This is a genomic window from Ensifer sp. 4252 (assembly GCF_050434565.1).
In the GTDB taxonomy this organism is placed as follows: Bacteria; Pseudomonadota; Alphaproteobacteria; order Rhizobiales; family Rhizobiaceae; genus Ensifer.
The window spans coordinates 64,896-79,586 of sequence record NZ_JBNDIU010000023.1 but is presented as its reverse complement, the minus strand read 5'-3'; the positions used below and the strand labels follow the sequence as shown (position 1 = coordinate 79,586).

Sequence of the window (14,691 nt, the reverse complement as noted above, 5' to 3'; positions counted from 1 at the left end):
GCGATGGCCGTGATCATGATAGCGGCGAGCGGTTCTTATGCGCAGGTGCCTCCTTACCATCGCGAGATACGCGATCTTAAGGCTACGGTTCTTGATTTGAAGGGGCTACCCTCCGATTTGAATAGTGCCGTGTTTGATCTGTCGGCGAAAGCCGATGGGCTTACCGCTCAGCACGGTGGTCTTTCCGTACGACAAGATGCGACGACCGTCAGGGTGTCCATGACCGGCGATGTGCTGTTCGATTTCGACAAGGCCGACATCCAATCGGCTGCCGAACCGACACTCATGGATATCGCGCGTCTCATCGCATCCGTCCCCGCCAGCACGATCATTATCGAGGGTCATACCGATTCCAAGGGTTCGGCTCAATACAACAAGGAACTGTCCCTTCAGCGAGCCAAGGCCGTCGTGCAATGGCTTGTGAAACATGGAGCAGACAAAGCGCGGCTATCGGTCAAGGCGCTAGGCGATAGCCGTCCGATCGAACCCAATACGCAAAAAAACGGAGCGGACAATCCCCAAGGACGTGCTCTAAACCGACGCGTCGAGTTCGTTTTTCCGAAGCAGTAGAAAATGGAATCTGCGGGCCGATGAACTGATGCACGCCGGCTACTTAGGGCCGGCTTGCGTCCGCTATGGCGCTCCTGTTGGCCCGGCCGGCCGATGCTGTCCGAACGGTGACGTATTGCGCCTAACCGACATCGCCCTGGTAGAGTGTTTCGCCCATTCCCGGGGAGGCATGGCGGTTCTTGACATGTATTCAGATACGGCTTTTATGTTTGCTGGCGGCTCTGCAAACCAGCAGAGGCGTGCAAAACCCCAGCCATCAGCTCTTAGAGGCCCCAATGCGCCGAGTCCCTTCTCACGAAAATCACGTCCGAATTTCTGAGAAGTTGAGGATTCATGCGCACGTTAAATCTGGGCATCCTGGCCCATGTGGATGCAGGCAAAACTAGCCTTACTGAACGACTCCTTTTTGACGCTGGTGCCATCGACAAGCTAGGCAGCGTCGATGCAGGCAATACACAGACAGATAGCCTCGCGCTGGAGCGGCAGCGTGGCATCACGATCCGGGCTGCCGTAGTTTCTTTCACGATCGGCGACACGGCGGTGAACCTCATCGATACGCCCGGTCACCCCGACTTCATCGCCGAGGTCGAGCGCGTGCTTGGGCTGCTGGACGCTGCCGTTGTCGTTGTTTCTGCAGTCGAAGGCGTGCAAGCGCAGACGCGAGTGCTGGTGCGAGCGTTGCGGCGGTCCGGCTGCGGGAATATCTCGATCTGCCTCAGGGGCCGGCAAGGGTCACCGGAATCCAGCTTTTCGACGCCGGCAAAATTCACAGCGCAACCAGCTTCAGGGCAGGTCAGATTGCTCGGGTCAGCGGCCTTACCAGCGCCCGCATCGGCGACGTAGTAGGCACCAACCGCCTCGCAGGCGTCCCGCACCATTTTGCGCCTCCAACGTTGGAATCCGGCGTTCAACCGCAGCGTCCTTCCGAGAGTGCGGCGCTCTGGCTGGCGGTAAACCAGTTGGCCGAACAGGACCCGCTGATTGACCTGCGCAAGAACGAGGACACGAACGACATCTTTGTGTCTCTCTATGGCGAGGTGCAGAAGGAGGTTTGAGGATAGTACTGTCATCTGCGCCGAGAGGCTCGCGGGAACCGGGACGGGCCTTCAGATCATCTTCAAGGAGCCGAACCCCTTCCTGGCGACCATTGGCTTGCGCGTCGAACCGCGACCGGAAGGGGCGGGCAACAGCTTCGCGCTGGAAGTGGATGTTGGCCAGATGCCGGCAAGCTTCTACCGGGCAGTCGAGGAAACCGTATTCGAGACGCTCAAACAGGGCATCTTCGGCTGGCAAGTCATTGATTGCCACGTCGCCATGACCGCTGCTCGGCACAGTTCCCCGTCGAGCACTGCTGCAGACTTTCGGCAGTTGGCGCCGTGGGTCCTCGCAACGGCCTTATCAACGGCAAAAACCATCGTCTGTGAGCCGATCGACCAATTTGACCTCGAAGCACCTTCGGAGGCTTTGGGTGGCTTGCTGACTCTGCTTGCCAAGTCGGGCGCTGTCACCAAGGAATCGATTGTGGCCGATGGCGTAGCGCGGCTGGAAGGGCATGTCGCCTCCGAGAGGGTTCAAGGCATTCAGCAGCAATTGCCAGAATTGACAAGTGGCATGGGGACGATGGAAACCTCCTTCCACCACTATGCCCCGGCAGCCGACCCGCAGCGTTCGCGCAGGCGTTCCGGTATCGATCCATTCAACGGCCGTGAATATCTACTCCGATTGTCGCGACCTGCAGGCTGAGCGAAACTCGGAATGAAACTTGAGCCCCGGAGTGTCGTTTCCCTTGGTGGCCAGGAGAGAAAACGCCTTCCAACAATGGCGCGGCCTGGGCGTACATGCCTACAGCTGCGCGTCTTATCAGACGCGCAAGGTCGCTGTAGCACTTTGAATTGCTGCATGTTTTTATCCTTAAATCGGCTACGATGTAAGGAAACATGCAGTAGGCGGCGGCGTCTCACTCGTGCAAGAGATCTAGCAGCATGCGCACGGAGCAATTCGGGGTCCGCATGGAACTTCGCCAGCCGAGCCATTTCGTTGTGGCTGCCGGGGAACTACATTTCGGTCGGGCGGCAGCACGGGTGTATACCACCCAGCCGGGCTCGGCTGTCAGATCCAGTTTTTGGAGAAGGAACTGGGCGTGGTGTAGTCCCACCGCCGGGCCGCACGGTCGAACTGCCGGATCATCCCCTGAAAAGCCTCGCATTCGAAGGTCGACCTTCAGCCAGACGGACAAACAGCACCAGCATCCACCCAAGCTTGAATGATTTTTCCGAACTCTTCCTGTGTGCCCGGCACTGGTTCGCGGCCATCGCCGGGGTGCCAGCCCCATCCGACCAGGTCGTCATGCGCCATGTGTTCCACCATTTCAGCCATGGTCTTGTCGCCGTTACGAGCCGGGTCCTTGAGTTGCTCACAGATCTGGCCAAGCGTCTTGCCCTCCCAGGCCATTTCGATCGGAGCGAGATGCCAAGCGGGATTGCCAGGAATGCTCTTCAGTGTGTCCGCCTGGCCGATGACTGGCGTGTTTTTCTCACTGTGGCAGGTGTTGCACTGCATGCCCACGAAGCCCATGCCGCCCTCACCGCGGAACACCGGTGGTTGATGCGGATGCATCGACATCCCTTGCAGTGGACGCTCCGTTGCCGGATGACAGTTGACGCATCGCGGATGCTGGATGACCTTTCCGGCTTCTTCGAAAAGGGCGATCGAGCGCGCGCGCTTGTCGGAAATCGACTGAAAAGACTCCGCGGAGCGTAGTGCGTTGGCGTTCTGGGCCACGGACGCCGGGGCGAGCATCACGCCCGCCCCGACGATAAGACATTGTACTGCTACGCCTGCAAACAGGAGCTTGATTTTCATCTGACGATTTCCCTCACGATGAAATGAGACTGACAATGGGAAGCTGCCGCACTGGGGCGTTGGTCAGCTTTCGCCATGCATTGGCAACCGCCGGGCCTATTGGGGGCACGCCGGGCTCGCCGACGCCGGTCGGGCTCGCCGCAGATTTGATTATCTCCACTGCTACATCGGGCATTTCATTGATGCGAATCGAGCGGTAGTCGTGGAAATTCGACTGCACGATCCGTCCGCCTTTGCCCAAGGTGATCGCGTCGAACAGCACGGCGCCCAGCCCATAGCCGATACCGCCCTCCATCTGGGCCTTGATGATGTTGGGATTGACCGCGATCCCGCAGTCGACCGCACACCAGACTTTATGGACGCGGGGGGCACCGTCGGAGCCGACGGAAACTTCCACGACTTGGCCGACGAACGAACCGAAGCTTTCGACGACGGCGACACCGCGCGCGCGCCCGTCAGGAGGTGTTGATCCCCAGTCCGCCATTTCCGCTGCCTTGCGCAGGACGCCGGCGTGACGCGACCCCTTCTCGAGCAGTGCAAGCCGTCCTTCGACCGGGTCCCGACCGACGCGGGTCAGCAATTCGTCGACAAAGGTTTCGACCGCAAAGCCGGTATGGGTGTGGCCGACCGAGCGCCACCACAGCGGCGGGATCGGAAGCACGATGTTGTGTGACGTGACCTTGAGGTTGGGGACCTGGTAAGGGAGGTTGGACGCGCCCTCCACCGATGTCGAATCCAAGTCCGCCTTCGCCATGATCGACTGTCCGACGATGATCTGCTCCCAGGCCGTGATGCGGCCCTCGGCATCGATCGCCCCACGCATCCTATGGGCATACATAGGCCGGTAGAAGCCACCCTGGATGTCGTCCTCCCGCGTCCACATGTGCTTGAGCGGTCGGTCGCCGCCGATTGCGGCATAGGTCATTGCCGCCTCCTGCATGTAAGGCGAGCCGAATTGCGCCTTGCGGCCGAAGCTGCCGCCGGCAAGCTGGGTATTCACGCGGACCTTCTTTTCGTCGAGGCCGAGAATCTTGGCCGCCACCTGCTGGTCGAAGCCCGGAAATTGCGCGCCGTTGTAAATGTCGACGGAGCCATCGGCGGCCTTGATGAAAACCGCATCGAGCGGCTCCATCGGTGCGTGTGCGAGAAACGGGAAAACAATTTCCGCCTCGATCGTCTGAAGGCCATCTTGCCTGAAGGCCTCGTCGACATTTCCGGTATTCGTCGCCTCGAGGCCCGGCTCGTCAAAATGCCTGACGTATTCGGCAACTAGCTCCTGCGATGAGCGGGTTTCCGCCTTGGCAAGATCCCATTCGACCTTGAGCGCGTCGCGGCCCTTCAGTGCCGCGAAGGTGTTGTCCGCGTAGACCGCGACACCCTGGGGGATCTGTTTGACCTCGACCACGCCCATGACCTTGCGCGCCTCGCTGTCATCGAAGGTTTTCACGGTGGCGCCGAAATGCTTGGGATGGGCGACCACGGCAACCAGCAGATTGTCCGGCGTAATATCGAGTGTGAAAATCGCCGTGCCGTTGATCTTGCCCTGGGTATCGAGCTTCGGCAGGTCGGTTCCGATCAACACGAAGTCCTTCGGATCCTTGAGCTTCGGATCTGCGGGCGGAGTTTGCCGTGCGGCCCTGTCCGCCAGCGCGCCGAAGCCGCTCTCCTTTCCGGACGCTACATGCCTGACGCGGCCCTTGTCGACGGTGATTTCGGCCGCCGGCACGTTCCATTCCTCGGCAGCCGCAGCAACGAGCATGGCCCTCGCGGTGGCGCCGGCTTTGCGCATCTGCTCATAGGCGTTGGCAATCGAGCTCGACCCGCCGGTGCCCTGCAGGCCGAAAGCGAGATTGGCGTAGATCTTGTTGTCGGTCGGCGAGTGGACGGCGCGCATCTGGCTCCAGTCCGCATCGAGTTCTTCGGCGACCAGGGTAGCAAGGCCGGTGAATGGCCCCTGGCCGAACTCGATGTGCTTGGAAAGCACCGTGACGGTGTCATCCGTACCGATCTTGACGAAGGCGCTCAGCGGCCGCAGTTCGCCGCTTCCGCCGGCCGGCACCCCGGTTTGTGCCGCTTTGAGGAATTTCGGCGCGATCGCAACGCCAATAATGAGGCCCGTGCCGGCCAGGAAGCCACGACGGCTGGTTTTGATGTCATGGATCGTCACTGCCTCAGCCCTCCATCGAATTGGCAGCGTTGTGAATCGCCGCTCGAATGCGATGATAGGTGGCGCACCGACAGAGATTGCCGGTCATGGCGCCATCGATCTCATCGTCTGTCGGCTTGGGCACCATCTGCAGCAGCGCCACCGCCGACATGATCTGGCCGGACTGACAGTAGCCGCATTGCGGCACATCCAGCCCCGCCCATGCGGTCTGGACAGCTGTGGCTTCCTTGCCGGCAATGCCTTCGATCGTCACCACGTCGGAGCCATCTATCGTGGCAATCGGTGTGATGCAGGAGCGCCGCGGCATGCCGTCCAGATGCACCGTACAGGCGCCGCATTGGGCGATGCCGCAGCCATATTTTGTGCCCGTCAGCTTCTCGAAATCCCGGATCACCCAAAGGAGAGGCGTGTCAGGGTCGCCGTCGAACGTTCGGTTTTTGCCATTGAGCGTGAAAGTCACCATGTCCATGCATCCTTCTCACGGAGCCGCTGGGGCAGGCTCACAACCAAAGACTTATGGCACCAGTCGGCGATAGAAAGGGACTGGGCGAAATAGGCGATGAAGGCAGTCAATCGAACAGGTGCCGGTCGATCAAATCAATTGCCTGTGACATGATGATCGGCGGGTTGCGCGCTGCACCGGGTCCCTTCCGATGGTTGCTGGAGGAGATGCTACCATCAGCGATGGCGAAGATCCGGTCATGAGGTATAATTGAGCCATGCCGACCTTGCCGTTGATCGCGAGTTTGAGAGAATACCGCGCCGAATGGCTTCGCTATGATCTGACGTCGGGTCTGGCGATTGCAGCGGTCGGGCTGCCGAGCGCCATCGCCTACCCGGCAATTGCCGGGCTCCCGCCAGAAGTGGGCCTTTATTCCAGCATCTTGCCGCTTCTGGGTTACGCGCTCCTCGGATCTTCACGACAACTTATCGTCGGTCCAGACGCCGGAACGGTTACGGTGCTGGCCGCCGTGCTATTGTCGTTCAATCTTCCGACCACAGAAGATCGGCTCGTCGCGACCGCAGCAATCGCCGTCATCGTCGGCGGGCTGTGCTTTGCCGCCAATGCCTTACGGCTGGGCTTTATCGCAAACTTCTTATCGCGGCCGATCCTGACGGGCTTCATGACCGGCATCTCTCTATCGATCCTGATAGGCCAGCTCGGACGCCTGACGGGTGTGAAGATCGAAAGCGAAGGCGTGCTGCGGCCGATCACGGAGCTATTGGACAAGGCCGACCAGATCCATTGGCCGTCACTCACCCTCGGTGTTGGCCTTTTCGTCCTCCTGCGTCTGCTCAACGCCTGGCGCCCTGGCATTCCCGGGCCTCTGGTGGCGGTGGCGGTTGCAACGGCCATGTCGTCCGCCTTCAATTTTTCCGGCGCGGGTATTCGTGTGGTCGGGGAGATCCCCTCACGCCTGCCAATGCCGATGCTACCTATCACTACCGGGGTCTCGATCGGCGATCTCTTCTTGGGCGCTGTCGCCGTGCTGATCGTCAGTTTCGGCGCGGGCATCGTGACGGCTCGCAGCTTCGGTGCGAAGAACAAATATCCGGTCGACGCCAACCGAGAGCTGCTGGGCTTCGGTGCGGCAAACATTGCCTCCGGGTTGTTTGGGGGCTTTGCGGTAACGGCATCGGATTCGCGCACAGCCATAAACGATTCCATGGGCGGAAAGACTCAACTGGCTGGTATTTTCTCGGCTATCGCGCTGGCATTGACGGTACTATTTCTCACCGGCGCTCTGTCCTTGCTGCCGACGCCCGCGCTCGGCGCTATCCTTGCCTCAGCAGCCATCGGCCTTATCGACCTGCGCGCTCTGCGAGAATTGTGGCGCATCAGCCCGATCGAATTCGTCTTCGCCCTTATCAGCATCGCCGGCGTGTTGACCCTTGGAGTGCTGCATGGCGTGATTTTCGCTATCGGAGCGACTTTGCTCTACATCCTGATGAAGGGGCTGAAGCCGCGCGATGCCCTTCTTGGCCGCATTCCCGGGCGCGAAGGCTTCTACAAGCTGCATCGCTACAAGGACGTAAGACCGATCCCCGGCGTTGCCGTCTATCTCCTGCAAGGCAGCCTGTTGTTCTTCAACGCCGAGCATGTGCGCAGTCGCGTGGAAGAGATCGTCGAGGACCTGCCTGCCGATACGCGATGGTTCATCTTTGACGCCGGCGCGACGGCACAGATCGACAGCACGGCAGCGGCGATGCTGGATGATCTGCGTGATTTCGTCGAGAGGCGCGGCTTGAAGTTTGGCGTTGTCGAACTCCACAGCGAGCCTGGAGAAACCTTGCTGCGTTCGGGCGTCATCGACAAGATCGGCAACGGCATGATCTTCGATGATCTGGAGGACGCGATTTCCGCTTTCGAAGCTGGCAACGCCAAGACCGCAGCCTAGAAGGCCTGCGAAAGCAGACTTTATGGAAAAATCACGGTGCGACATCCTTGAAACCGGAAACGACAGCCTCCGATTTCAAGAACAGCTCAGCGCATGAAGCCAAAACCTCGAAGGAGGAAACAGGAACCTTGACCACCACCCCAGACCCGAAACCTACTTAATAGGCGGGTCAATTCTCGGCGAAAACGCCGGGTCAGCTCTCAATGGAAATCAACCGTTACCCGTCTGTAACCGGCACGGGCTGCACTTCCGGGGTAAAGAACACATCGGCGTGCATGTCGTCTTGGCGCAATCCGCGTGCAAACGTTATCTCCATCGCAGCGTCGACCATCGAGGGCGGGCCGGCGACATAGGCCTTCCAGCCGCCCAGGTCCGAAAGATCCTTTTCCACGGCCCGCGTCACGAAACCCGTTCGATACTGTGTGGATTGTGCGTCAGACAGAACCGGTGTGAAGCTGAGATTGCGATGCCGTTTGGCAAGTGCGTGGAAGTGCTCGACCAGGTAGAGGTCGCGTTCGCCCCGGACGCCGAAGTAGACATGAATCGGATGCGTGATGCCGTGGGCGAGAGCGGTTTCCACGATCGCCTTGATCGGTGCCAGCCCGGAGCCGCCTGCGACACACAGGATCGAGCCGGAATGGTGCTGGCGCAGGTAGGACGACCCCAGCGGAAATTCGAGCGTTGCCTTGTCGCCGGGCTTCAGCCTGTTGTGCACGTGTTGCGAGGTGACCCCACCCGGAACGCGGCGAATGTGGAACTCGAGGCCGGCATCGCCAGGCCGATTTGCCATGGAGTAGCTGCGGGCAGGCACCCCATCAAAGCTGACCTGCGCAAATTGTCCCGCAGCAAACCGCAAGTGAGGTCCGTCCTGCGTCGCAATCCGGACGAGCTTGATGTCGTGGGTGAGGTCATCGAGGTTGGTCACGATGCCGACAAGTCGTCGCGGCGGGTGGACGGCATCTCCGTCGTCGCTGCCAAGCCATGCCACGGCCGTAGCCGTTAGCGGAAGCGCCCGGCATGCAAGGATAAGGCCATCGGCTTTCTCTTCATCGGTGAGAGCGAAGGGCGAATGCTGGAACAGTTCCACCTCTCCGCCGATCAGTCGAGACTTGCAGGCGCCGCAGCGCCCGGACTTGCAGCCATGGGGATAAGCAATTCCAGCGGCGAGCGCCGCGTCAAGGATGGTCTGTCCGACTTGAACTTCAAGGCTGGTCCCGACCGGCCGGATATCGACGAGTTTGGCTGTCATATCAAAGGGCCCCTCAAGTGTCTTTCGCCAGACGAAACGCTGCTGTCAGCGCCGGTTTCTGGCTTTCGAACGTGCCGTAGAAAACCTCGTTGTTGATGATCGTGATGGGCGCCACCCGTACACCCGTGCGCGCCTTTGCCTCCTCGGCGATCCGTGGGTCGGTGAGATCGCGTTCTTCGTAGGCCATCCCCCGCTGGGAGAGCCAACGCTTGAGCGCATGGCAGTCCGGGCAGGTCGGCGTCGTGTAGATGAGGATGTGTGGTGCGCTGGCTTCGGTCATGGTCTGGCCTTTCTCTGAATTCGACATGATTTCGCTCGCAGCCGATCGCGCCTGAGGGGGCGGACGGAGGAACATTGCCGTCAGGCTGCGGCTTCCAGCGCTTGTAAGGTCAAGGGGTGTTTTGCATTTCGATTATTTTTCCGGACTAGGGATTTTGGCCGGTCACCCACCGTCAGAACGCGGGGTTGGGAGGCGGCGTCCCTGCTGAAACGCTGACGCCAACTTCGCTCACCTGATACTGGTTCAGTCGCGTGACCACCGCAGCAAGGCGACAGCGAAGGACATCGCCAGGAAGCCGGCGGTCTGGTGTGGCCGGCCGCTTTTCACTCTGCCCGAGCACGTCATATCACGGCCGAGCCACGGAATTCAGACGAAGACGATTGCCTTTCATTCAAAAAAATACATCGGTGAAATATGCCTGCAGGCGGTCGTATCAGGGCCTGATGACTTGCATCCGTGACCCTTTGGAAAGAGTTTTCTGCAGGCCTTGACCTTTCCATCGTTGGAAACCGCACCTTCGTCAAGAATCTATAGCCGCCGCCTCCCGCAGGTCGGGAGCGTGCGCAAATGAAGGTGAACGGGAATGAGTAAAAAAGCCGCCACACGGGTCCTAATCTGCGTCGCCATTGTCGGTGGCGCCATGGCATTTGTTTATCGGGACGAGGCGGGGTCTTATGCCAGCAGCCTCCTTGCGCTTGCTTCGTCGACCGCTGCCTCCGAAGCAGTCGCGGCCGGAGGAGAGGGAATGCCTGCGCCCCAGGTGCCGGTCGCCGAAGTCGTCACGCGCGAAGTCGCGCCTTCGGTCGAGTTTACTGGCCACCTCGAAGCGGCAAAGTCCATTGACCTGCGCCCGCGTGTCGGCGGGGCCATCGACGTCGTAAGTGTTCCCGAAGGCGGTCTCGTGCGCCCGGGCCAACTCCTGTTCCTGATCGACCCCAGACCATTCCAGGTCGCCCTGGATGCCGCCAGGGCTCAGTTGGAGCAAGCGGCCGTTCTGCTCGATCACGCCGACATCGCTTTCGGGCGCGCTGAATCGTTGGCTCCGAACGGCACAGTGTCGCGCAAGACCTATGACGATGCTCAGGCCACACGCCGCCAGCGCCAGGCGCAGGTCGAAATCGCCAAGGCAGCCGTGGCCGCCGCAGATCTCGATCTGTCGTTCACGCGCGTCACGGCCCCGATTGGTGGGCGCGTCGATCGGGTGCTCGTTACCGAGGGCAACCTGGTTGCCGGCGGCAATGCGGGAGCCGCCACGCTTCTCACCACGATTGTCTCGACTGACCCCGTCTACGTCTATTTCGATATAGACGAGGCCACCTTTCTCGATTTCGTTGCGCGCGCCCGTCCCGACAAGAGCGAAAATGCGACCCAGAAACTGCCCGTGCAGGTCGGTCTTATGACCGATGCCGGGTTCCCGCATACGGGCGTCCTCGACTTCCTCGGAAACCGGGTCGACCGCGGCACCGGCACTATCCGAGCCCGAGCTGTCGTTCAGAACCCCGATGGTCGGCTAGCGCCTGGCCTCTTCGCGCGAGTGAACCTGGTTACCGCGGAGCCGGCAAATTCCGTGCTCATCGACGATCAGGCGATCGGTATCGATCAGGGCCGCCGCTATGTGCTGGCGCTCGGGCCTGAGAACAAGGCCGAATACCGCCCGGTTGAACTCGGACCGATGATAGATGGTTTGCGCGTTGTCTCGACCGGCCTCAAGCCGGGCGAGAAGATCATTATCAAGGGGCTCGTTCGTCCCGGCATGCAAGTGGATCCGCAGATGATTTCGATGCTCCCCGGCCACGCGGGAGATGGCGACCGGGCAACGGCCGAAACGCAGGAGGCGCGTCGATGAACATCCCGCGTTTCTTCGTCGATCGCCCGATCTTCGCGGTCGTTCTCTCTGTCTTGATGCTGATCGCCGGTGGCCTGACGCTCCTGAAGCTGCCGTTGAGCGAGTATCCCCAGGTGACCCCGCCAACGGTGCAGGTCACCGCAAGTTATCCGGGCGCCAATCCCGAGGTGATCGCCGAAACGGTTGCCGCACCGCTGGAACAGGTGATCAACGGCGTCGAGAACATGCTCTATATGAGCTCACAGGCCGCGACGGACGGACGCATGACGCTGACGGTGACCTTTCAGCAGGGCACCGATCCCGACATGGCGCAGATCCAGGTACAAAACCGCGTCTCCCGCGCGCTTCCGCGTCTGCCGCAGGAAGTGCAGCGCATCGGCGTCGTGACGCAGAAGACCTCGCCCGACATCCTGATGGTCGTGCATCTCGTCTCGCCAGACGACCGCTACGATCCTCTCTATCTGTCGAACTTCGCCACTTTGCAGGTGCGCGACCAGCTTGCGCGCCTGTCCGGTGTGGGGGACGTACTGGTCTGGGGTGCTGGCGAATACTCGATGCGGATCTGGCTCGATCCGGCCAAGGTGGCGGCGCGCGGTCTGACCGCTTCCGACGTGGTGGCGGCAATCCAGGAGCAGAACGTCCAGGTGGCCGCCGGCTCGGTCGGCCAGCAGCCGGACGCCTCGGCGGCACTCCAGGTCACGGTCAACACCCTTGGCAGGCTTTCGAACGAGGAGCAGTTCGGCGACATCGTCGTCAAGACGGGCGGCGCCGGTCAGATCACCCGCCTGCGGGACGTTGCCCGTATCGAACTTGGTGCGGACTCCTACGCGTTGCGCAGTCTTCTTGACGGCAAGCCGGCGCTGGCGTTGCAGATCATCCAAAGCCCCGGCGCCAATGCGCTTGACGTGTCGAGCGCCATTCGCGGCACCATGGAAGAACTACAGAAAGGTTTTCCCGAGGGTATAGAGTATCGCATCGCCTACGACCCTACCGTCTTCGTCAAGTCTTCTCTGGAAGCCGTGGTGATGACACTGCTTGAAGCCACTGCGCTGGTCGTGATCGTGGTCGTGCTCTTCCTTCAGACCTGGCGCGCCTCGATCATCCCGCTGGTTGCCGTGCCGGTATCGTTGGTCGGCACATTCGCCTTTATGTACATGTTCGGCTTCTCGCTGAACACGCTGTCGCTGTTCGGGCTCGTACTGTCGATCGGGATCGTGGTCGATGACGCCATCGTGGTCGTCGAGAACGTAGAGCGTCACATCGGGCTGGGCGAAACGCCGACGGAGGCGGCGCGCAAGGCCATGGACGAAGTGACCGGGCCGATTATTGCCATTACTTCGGTGCTGTCGGCCGTGTTCATTCCCTCGGCATTCCTGTCCGGCCTGCAAGGGGAATTCTATAGGCAGTTCGCGCTCACGATCGCAATCTCGACGATCCTGTCGGCGGTCAACTCTCTCACGCTTTCTCCTGCGCTCGCAGGCGTGCTCCTGAAGCCGCACCACGGCGACGTGAAGCGCGACCGGCTGACGATCATAATCGACACCCTGTTCGGGTGGTTCTTCCGATTGTTCAACCGCTTCTTCGACAGGGCTTCGAACGCCTATGTCTGGTCGGTGCGCCGCGCCGTGAGGCTCAGCGCGCTCGTCTTGCTCGTCTACGCCGGTTTGGTCGGAATGACCTGGATGGGTTTCCAGACTGTGCCCAACGGGTTCGTGCCGGCCCAGGACAAATATTACCTTGTCGGCATCGCCCAGCTTCCGACCGGAGCCTCGCTCGATCGGACCGAGGCGGTCGTCAAGACGATGTCGGAGATAGCGCTTGCCGAACCGGGCGTTGAAAGCGTCGTTGCGTTTCCGGGTCTTTCGGTCAACGGCATGATCAATATTCCGAACGCCGCCGTGATCTTTACGATGCTCAAGCCCTTTGACCAGCGCAAGGATCCCTCCTTGTCCGCCTTCGCCATAGCGGGTCGCCTGATGGGCAAGTTCAGCCAGATACCCGATGGTTTTGCCGGCATCTTCCCGCCACCACCTGTTCCGGGCCTCGGTTCGACCGGCGGCTTCAAGATCCAGATCGAGGATCGGGCAGGGCTTGGCTTCGAGGCACTAGCGCAAGCGCAGGGCGCGATCATGGGCAAAGCAATGCAAACGCCTGAGCTGGCTGGCATGCTCGCGAGCTTCCAGGTGAATGCCCCACAGGTGCAGGTGGACATCGACCGGGTGAAGGCCAAGTCGCAGGGAGTGCCGCTCAACGCGATCTTCGAGACGTTGCAGGTCAACCTTGGCTCGCTCTATGCGAACGACTTCAATCGCTTTGGCCGCACCTATCGCGTGATGGTCCAGGCTGACGCGCCATTCCGCATGCAGCCGGAGGACATCGGCCGACTGAAGGTGCGTAACGCGGCGGGCGACATGATTCCGTTGTCGGCCCTGCTGACCATCAAACACAGTTCGGGGCCGGATCGCATCATGCATTATAACGGGTTCCCATCGGCCGATATCAGCGGTAGCCCGGCGCCCGGATACTCGTTCGGGCAAGCGACCGCAGCCATAGAACGGGTCGCATCGGAAACGTTGCCACCCGGCATGGCTTTCGAGTGGACCGAACTCGCCTATCAGGAGAAGCAAGCCGGGAACACGGCTCTGTACGTCTTCCCATTGTCTGTTCTGCTCGCGTTTCTGATTCTCGCGGCGCAGTACAACAGCTGGTCATTGCCGTTCGCTGTGTTGCTCATCGCTCCGATGGCGTTGCTTTCTGCGATCGCAGGCGTCTGGTTTACCGGGGGCGACAACAACATCTTCACGCAGATCGGCTTCGTCGTACTCGTGGGTCTCGCTGCCAAGAACGCCATCCTGATCGTCGAGTTCGCCAGAGCAAAGGAAGACGAAGGCATCGTTCCCCTAAACGCCGTGCTCGAAGCAGCCCGGCTTCGCCTGCGGCCGATCCTGATGACCTCACTCGCCTTCATCGCCGGTGTCGTGCCGCTCGTGATCGCGACGGGAGCTGGTGCCGAGATGCGCCACGTCATGGGCATCGCAGTCTTCGCAGGCATGCTCGGCGTTACATTGTTCGGGCTCGTGCTCACTCCGGTGTTCTACGTCGTCGTGCGCCGCATGGCGATCAGCCGCGAGCAGCGAAGGAGCTCCGACACCGCCCTGGAAACGCCCACCTAGGGGGTTCGGTGTCGCGAGGCTGAAAGGGGGCGGCCACCGCCCCCTTTCAGCCTGACATGCCTGAAGACCAGCCCATTCGCGGTCGCCATCGCCGGCACGGGACGGCCGTTCTTCAATGCAACCTTGGGGCGCGTCACGATCGAGC

General features: G+C 60.9%; 11 protein-coding genes and 1 pseudogene. 7 read left to right on the top strand and 5 right to left on the bottom strand.

Going from position 1 to position 14,691, the window contains the following annotated elements:
• Nucleotides 1-3: 3 nt before the first annotated feature.
• From ABIE33_RS29360 to ABIE33_RS29345, 4 genes and pseudogenes are all read left to right on the top strand, one after another.
• The gene (locus tag ABIE33_RS29360; protein ID WP_429131621.1) at nucleotides 4-570 is read left to right on the top strand and encodes an OmpA family protein; all 567 of its coding nucleotides are present in this window, start codon (nucleotides 4-6) and stop codon (nucleotides 568-570) included.
• A gap of 333 nt (nucleotides 571-903) precedes the next feature.
• The gene (locus ABIE33_RS29355) at nucleotides 904-1,413 is read left to right on the top strand and encodes a GTP-binding protein (RefSeq protein WP_429131618.1); all 510 of its coding nucleotides are present in this window, start codon (nucleotides 904-906) and stop codon (nucleotides 1,411-1,413) included.
• Between the two features lie 186 nt (nucleotides 1,414-1,599).
• Nucleotides 1,600-2,313 (top strand): hypothetical protein, encoded by a 714-nt coding sequence (locus ABIE33_RS29350; RefSeq protein ID WP_429131616.1) that lies wholly within the window; start codon nucleotides 1,600-1,602, stop codon nucleotides 2,311-2,313.
• A gap of 266 nt (nucleotides 2,314-2,579) precedes the next feature.
• A pseudogene (locus ABIE33_RS29345) lies at nucleotides 2,580-2,710 on the top strand (LysR family transcriptional regulator); the annotation flags it as partial.
• 80 nt (nucleotides 2,711-2,790) lie between these two features.
• Here ABIE33_RS29345 and ABIE33_RS29340 read toward each other — a convergent pair.
• The 3 genes from ABIE33_RS29340 to ABIE33_RS29330 form a co-directional block, all read right to left on the bottom strand.
• The gene (locus ABIE33_RS29340) at nucleotides 2,791-3,369 is read right to left on the bottom strand and encodes an Isoquinoline 1-oxidoreductase subunit (protein WP_429131697.1); all 579 of its coding nucleotides are present in this window, start codon (nucleotides 3,367-3,369) and stop codon (nucleotides 2,791-2,793) included.
• 76 nt (nucleotides 3,370-3,445) lie between these two features.
• A complete protein-coding gene (locus tag ABIE33_RS29335) occupies nucleotides 3,446-5,599 on the bottom strand; it encodes a molybdopterin cofactor-binding domain-containing protein (RefSeq protein ID WP_429131614.1) in 2,154 nt (717 codons plus the stop codon).
• A 4-nt stretch (nucleotides 5,600-5,603) separates the two neighbouring features.
• Nucleotides 5,604-6,062, bottom strand: a complete 459-nt coding sequence (locus tag ABIE33_RS29330) for a (2Fe-2S)-binding protein (RefSeq protein WP_429131613.1) — start codon at nucleotides 6,060-6,062, stop codon at nucleotides 5,604-5,606.
• 256 nt (nucleotides 6,063-6,318) lie between these two features.
• Here ABIE33_RS29330 and ABIE33_RS29325 point away from each other — a divergent pair, with 256 nt between their 5' ends.
• Nucleotides 6,319-7,998: a SulP family inorganic anion transporter gene (locus ABIE33_RS29325; protein WP_429131611.1), complete on the top strand. Its 1,680-nt coding sequence runs from the start codon at nucleotides 6,319-6,321 to the stop codon at nucleotides 7,996-7,998.
• 217 nt (nucleotides 7,999-8,215) lie between these two features.
• Here the strand turns inward: ABIE33_RS29325 and ABIE33_RS29320 are convergent, their stop codons facing one another.
• Together ABIE33_RS29320 and ABIE33_RS29315 are read right to left on the bottom strand one after the other, a co-directional pair.
• Nucleotides 8,216-9,247 (bottom strand): 2Fe-2S iron-sulfur cluster-binding protein, encoded by a 1,032-nt coding sequence (locus tag ABIE33_RS29320; RefSeq protein ID WP_429131610.1) that lies wholly within the window; start codon nucleotides 9,245-9,247, stop codon nucleotides 8,216-8,218.
• Between the two features lie 13 nt (nucleotides 9,248-9,260).
• On the bottom strand, nucleotides 9,261-9,527 hold the full coding sequence (locus ABIE33_RS29315) for a glutaredoxin family protein (protein WP_429131608.1): 267 nt from the start codon (nucleotides 9,525-9,527) through the stop codon (nucleotides 9,261-9,263).
• Between the two features lie 583 nt (nucleotides 9,528-10,110).
• Here ABIE33_RS29315 and ABIE33_RS29310 point away from each other — a divergent pair.
• The gene (locus ABIE33_RS29310) at nucleotides 10,111-11,373 is read left to right on the top strand and encodes an efflux RND transporter periplasmic adaptor subunit (RefSeq protein ID WP_429131607.1); all 1,263 of its coding nucleotides are present in this window, start codon (nucleotides 10,111-10,113) and stop codon (nucleotides 11,371-11,373) included.
• Nucleotides 11,370-14,546 carry an efflux RND transporter permease subunit gene (locus ABIE33_RS29305; RefSeq protein WP_429131605.1) on the top strand — a complete coding sequence of 1,059 codons (3,177 nt, stop codon included), beginning with the start codon at nucleotides 11,370-11,372 and terminating at the stop codon, nucleotides 14,544-14,546. Before ABIE33_RS29310 ends, ABIE33_RS29305 begins: the two co-directional genes overlap by 4 nt.
• Nucleotides 14,547-14,691 lie beyond the last annotated feature (145 nt).

Bases quoted from the DNA above. Each gene is read 5' to 3' on its own strand.
- ABIE33_RS29310 (WP_429131607.1), top strand. From the start codon at position 10,111: ATGAGTAAAAAAGCCGCCACACGGGTCCTAATCTGCGTCGCCATTGTC.
- ABIE33_RS29350 (WP_429131616.1), top strand. From the start codon at position 1,600: ATGGCGAGGTGCAGAAGGAGGTTTGAGGATAGTACTGTCATCTGCGCC.
- ABIE33_RS29315 (WP_429131608.1), bottom strand. From the start codon at position 9,527: ATGACCGAAGCCAGCGCACCACACATCCTCATCTACACGACGCCGACC.
- ABIE33_RS29340 (WP_429131697.1), bottom strand. From the start codon at position 3,369: ATGCTCGCCCCGGCGTCCGTGGCCCAGAACGCCAACGCACTACGCTCC.
- ABIE33_RS29305 (WP_429131605.1), top strand. From the start codon at position 11,370: ATGAACATCCCGCGTTTCTTCGTCGATCGCCCGATCTTCGCGGTCGTT.
- ABIE33_RS29355 (WP_429131618.1), top strand. From the start codon at position 904: ATGCGCACGTTAAATCTGGGCATCCTGGCCCATGTGGATGCAGGCAAA.
- ABIE33_RS29330 (WP_429131613.1), bottom strand. From the start codon at position 6,062: ATGGTGACTTTCACGCTCAATGGCAAAAACCGAACGTTCGACGGCGAC.
- ABIE33_RS29320 (WP_429131610.1), bottom strand. From the start codon at position 9,247: ATGACAGCCAAACTCGTCGATATCCGGCCGGTCGGGACCAGCCTTGAA.
- ABIE33_RS29360 (WP_429131621.1), top strand. From the start codon at position 4: ATGGCCGTGATCATGATAGCGGCGAGCGGTTCTTATGCGCAGGTGCCT.
- ABIE33_RS29325 (WP_429131611.1), top strand. From the start codon at position 6,319: ATGCCGACCTTGCCGTTGATCGCGAGTTTGAGAGAATACCGCGCCGAA.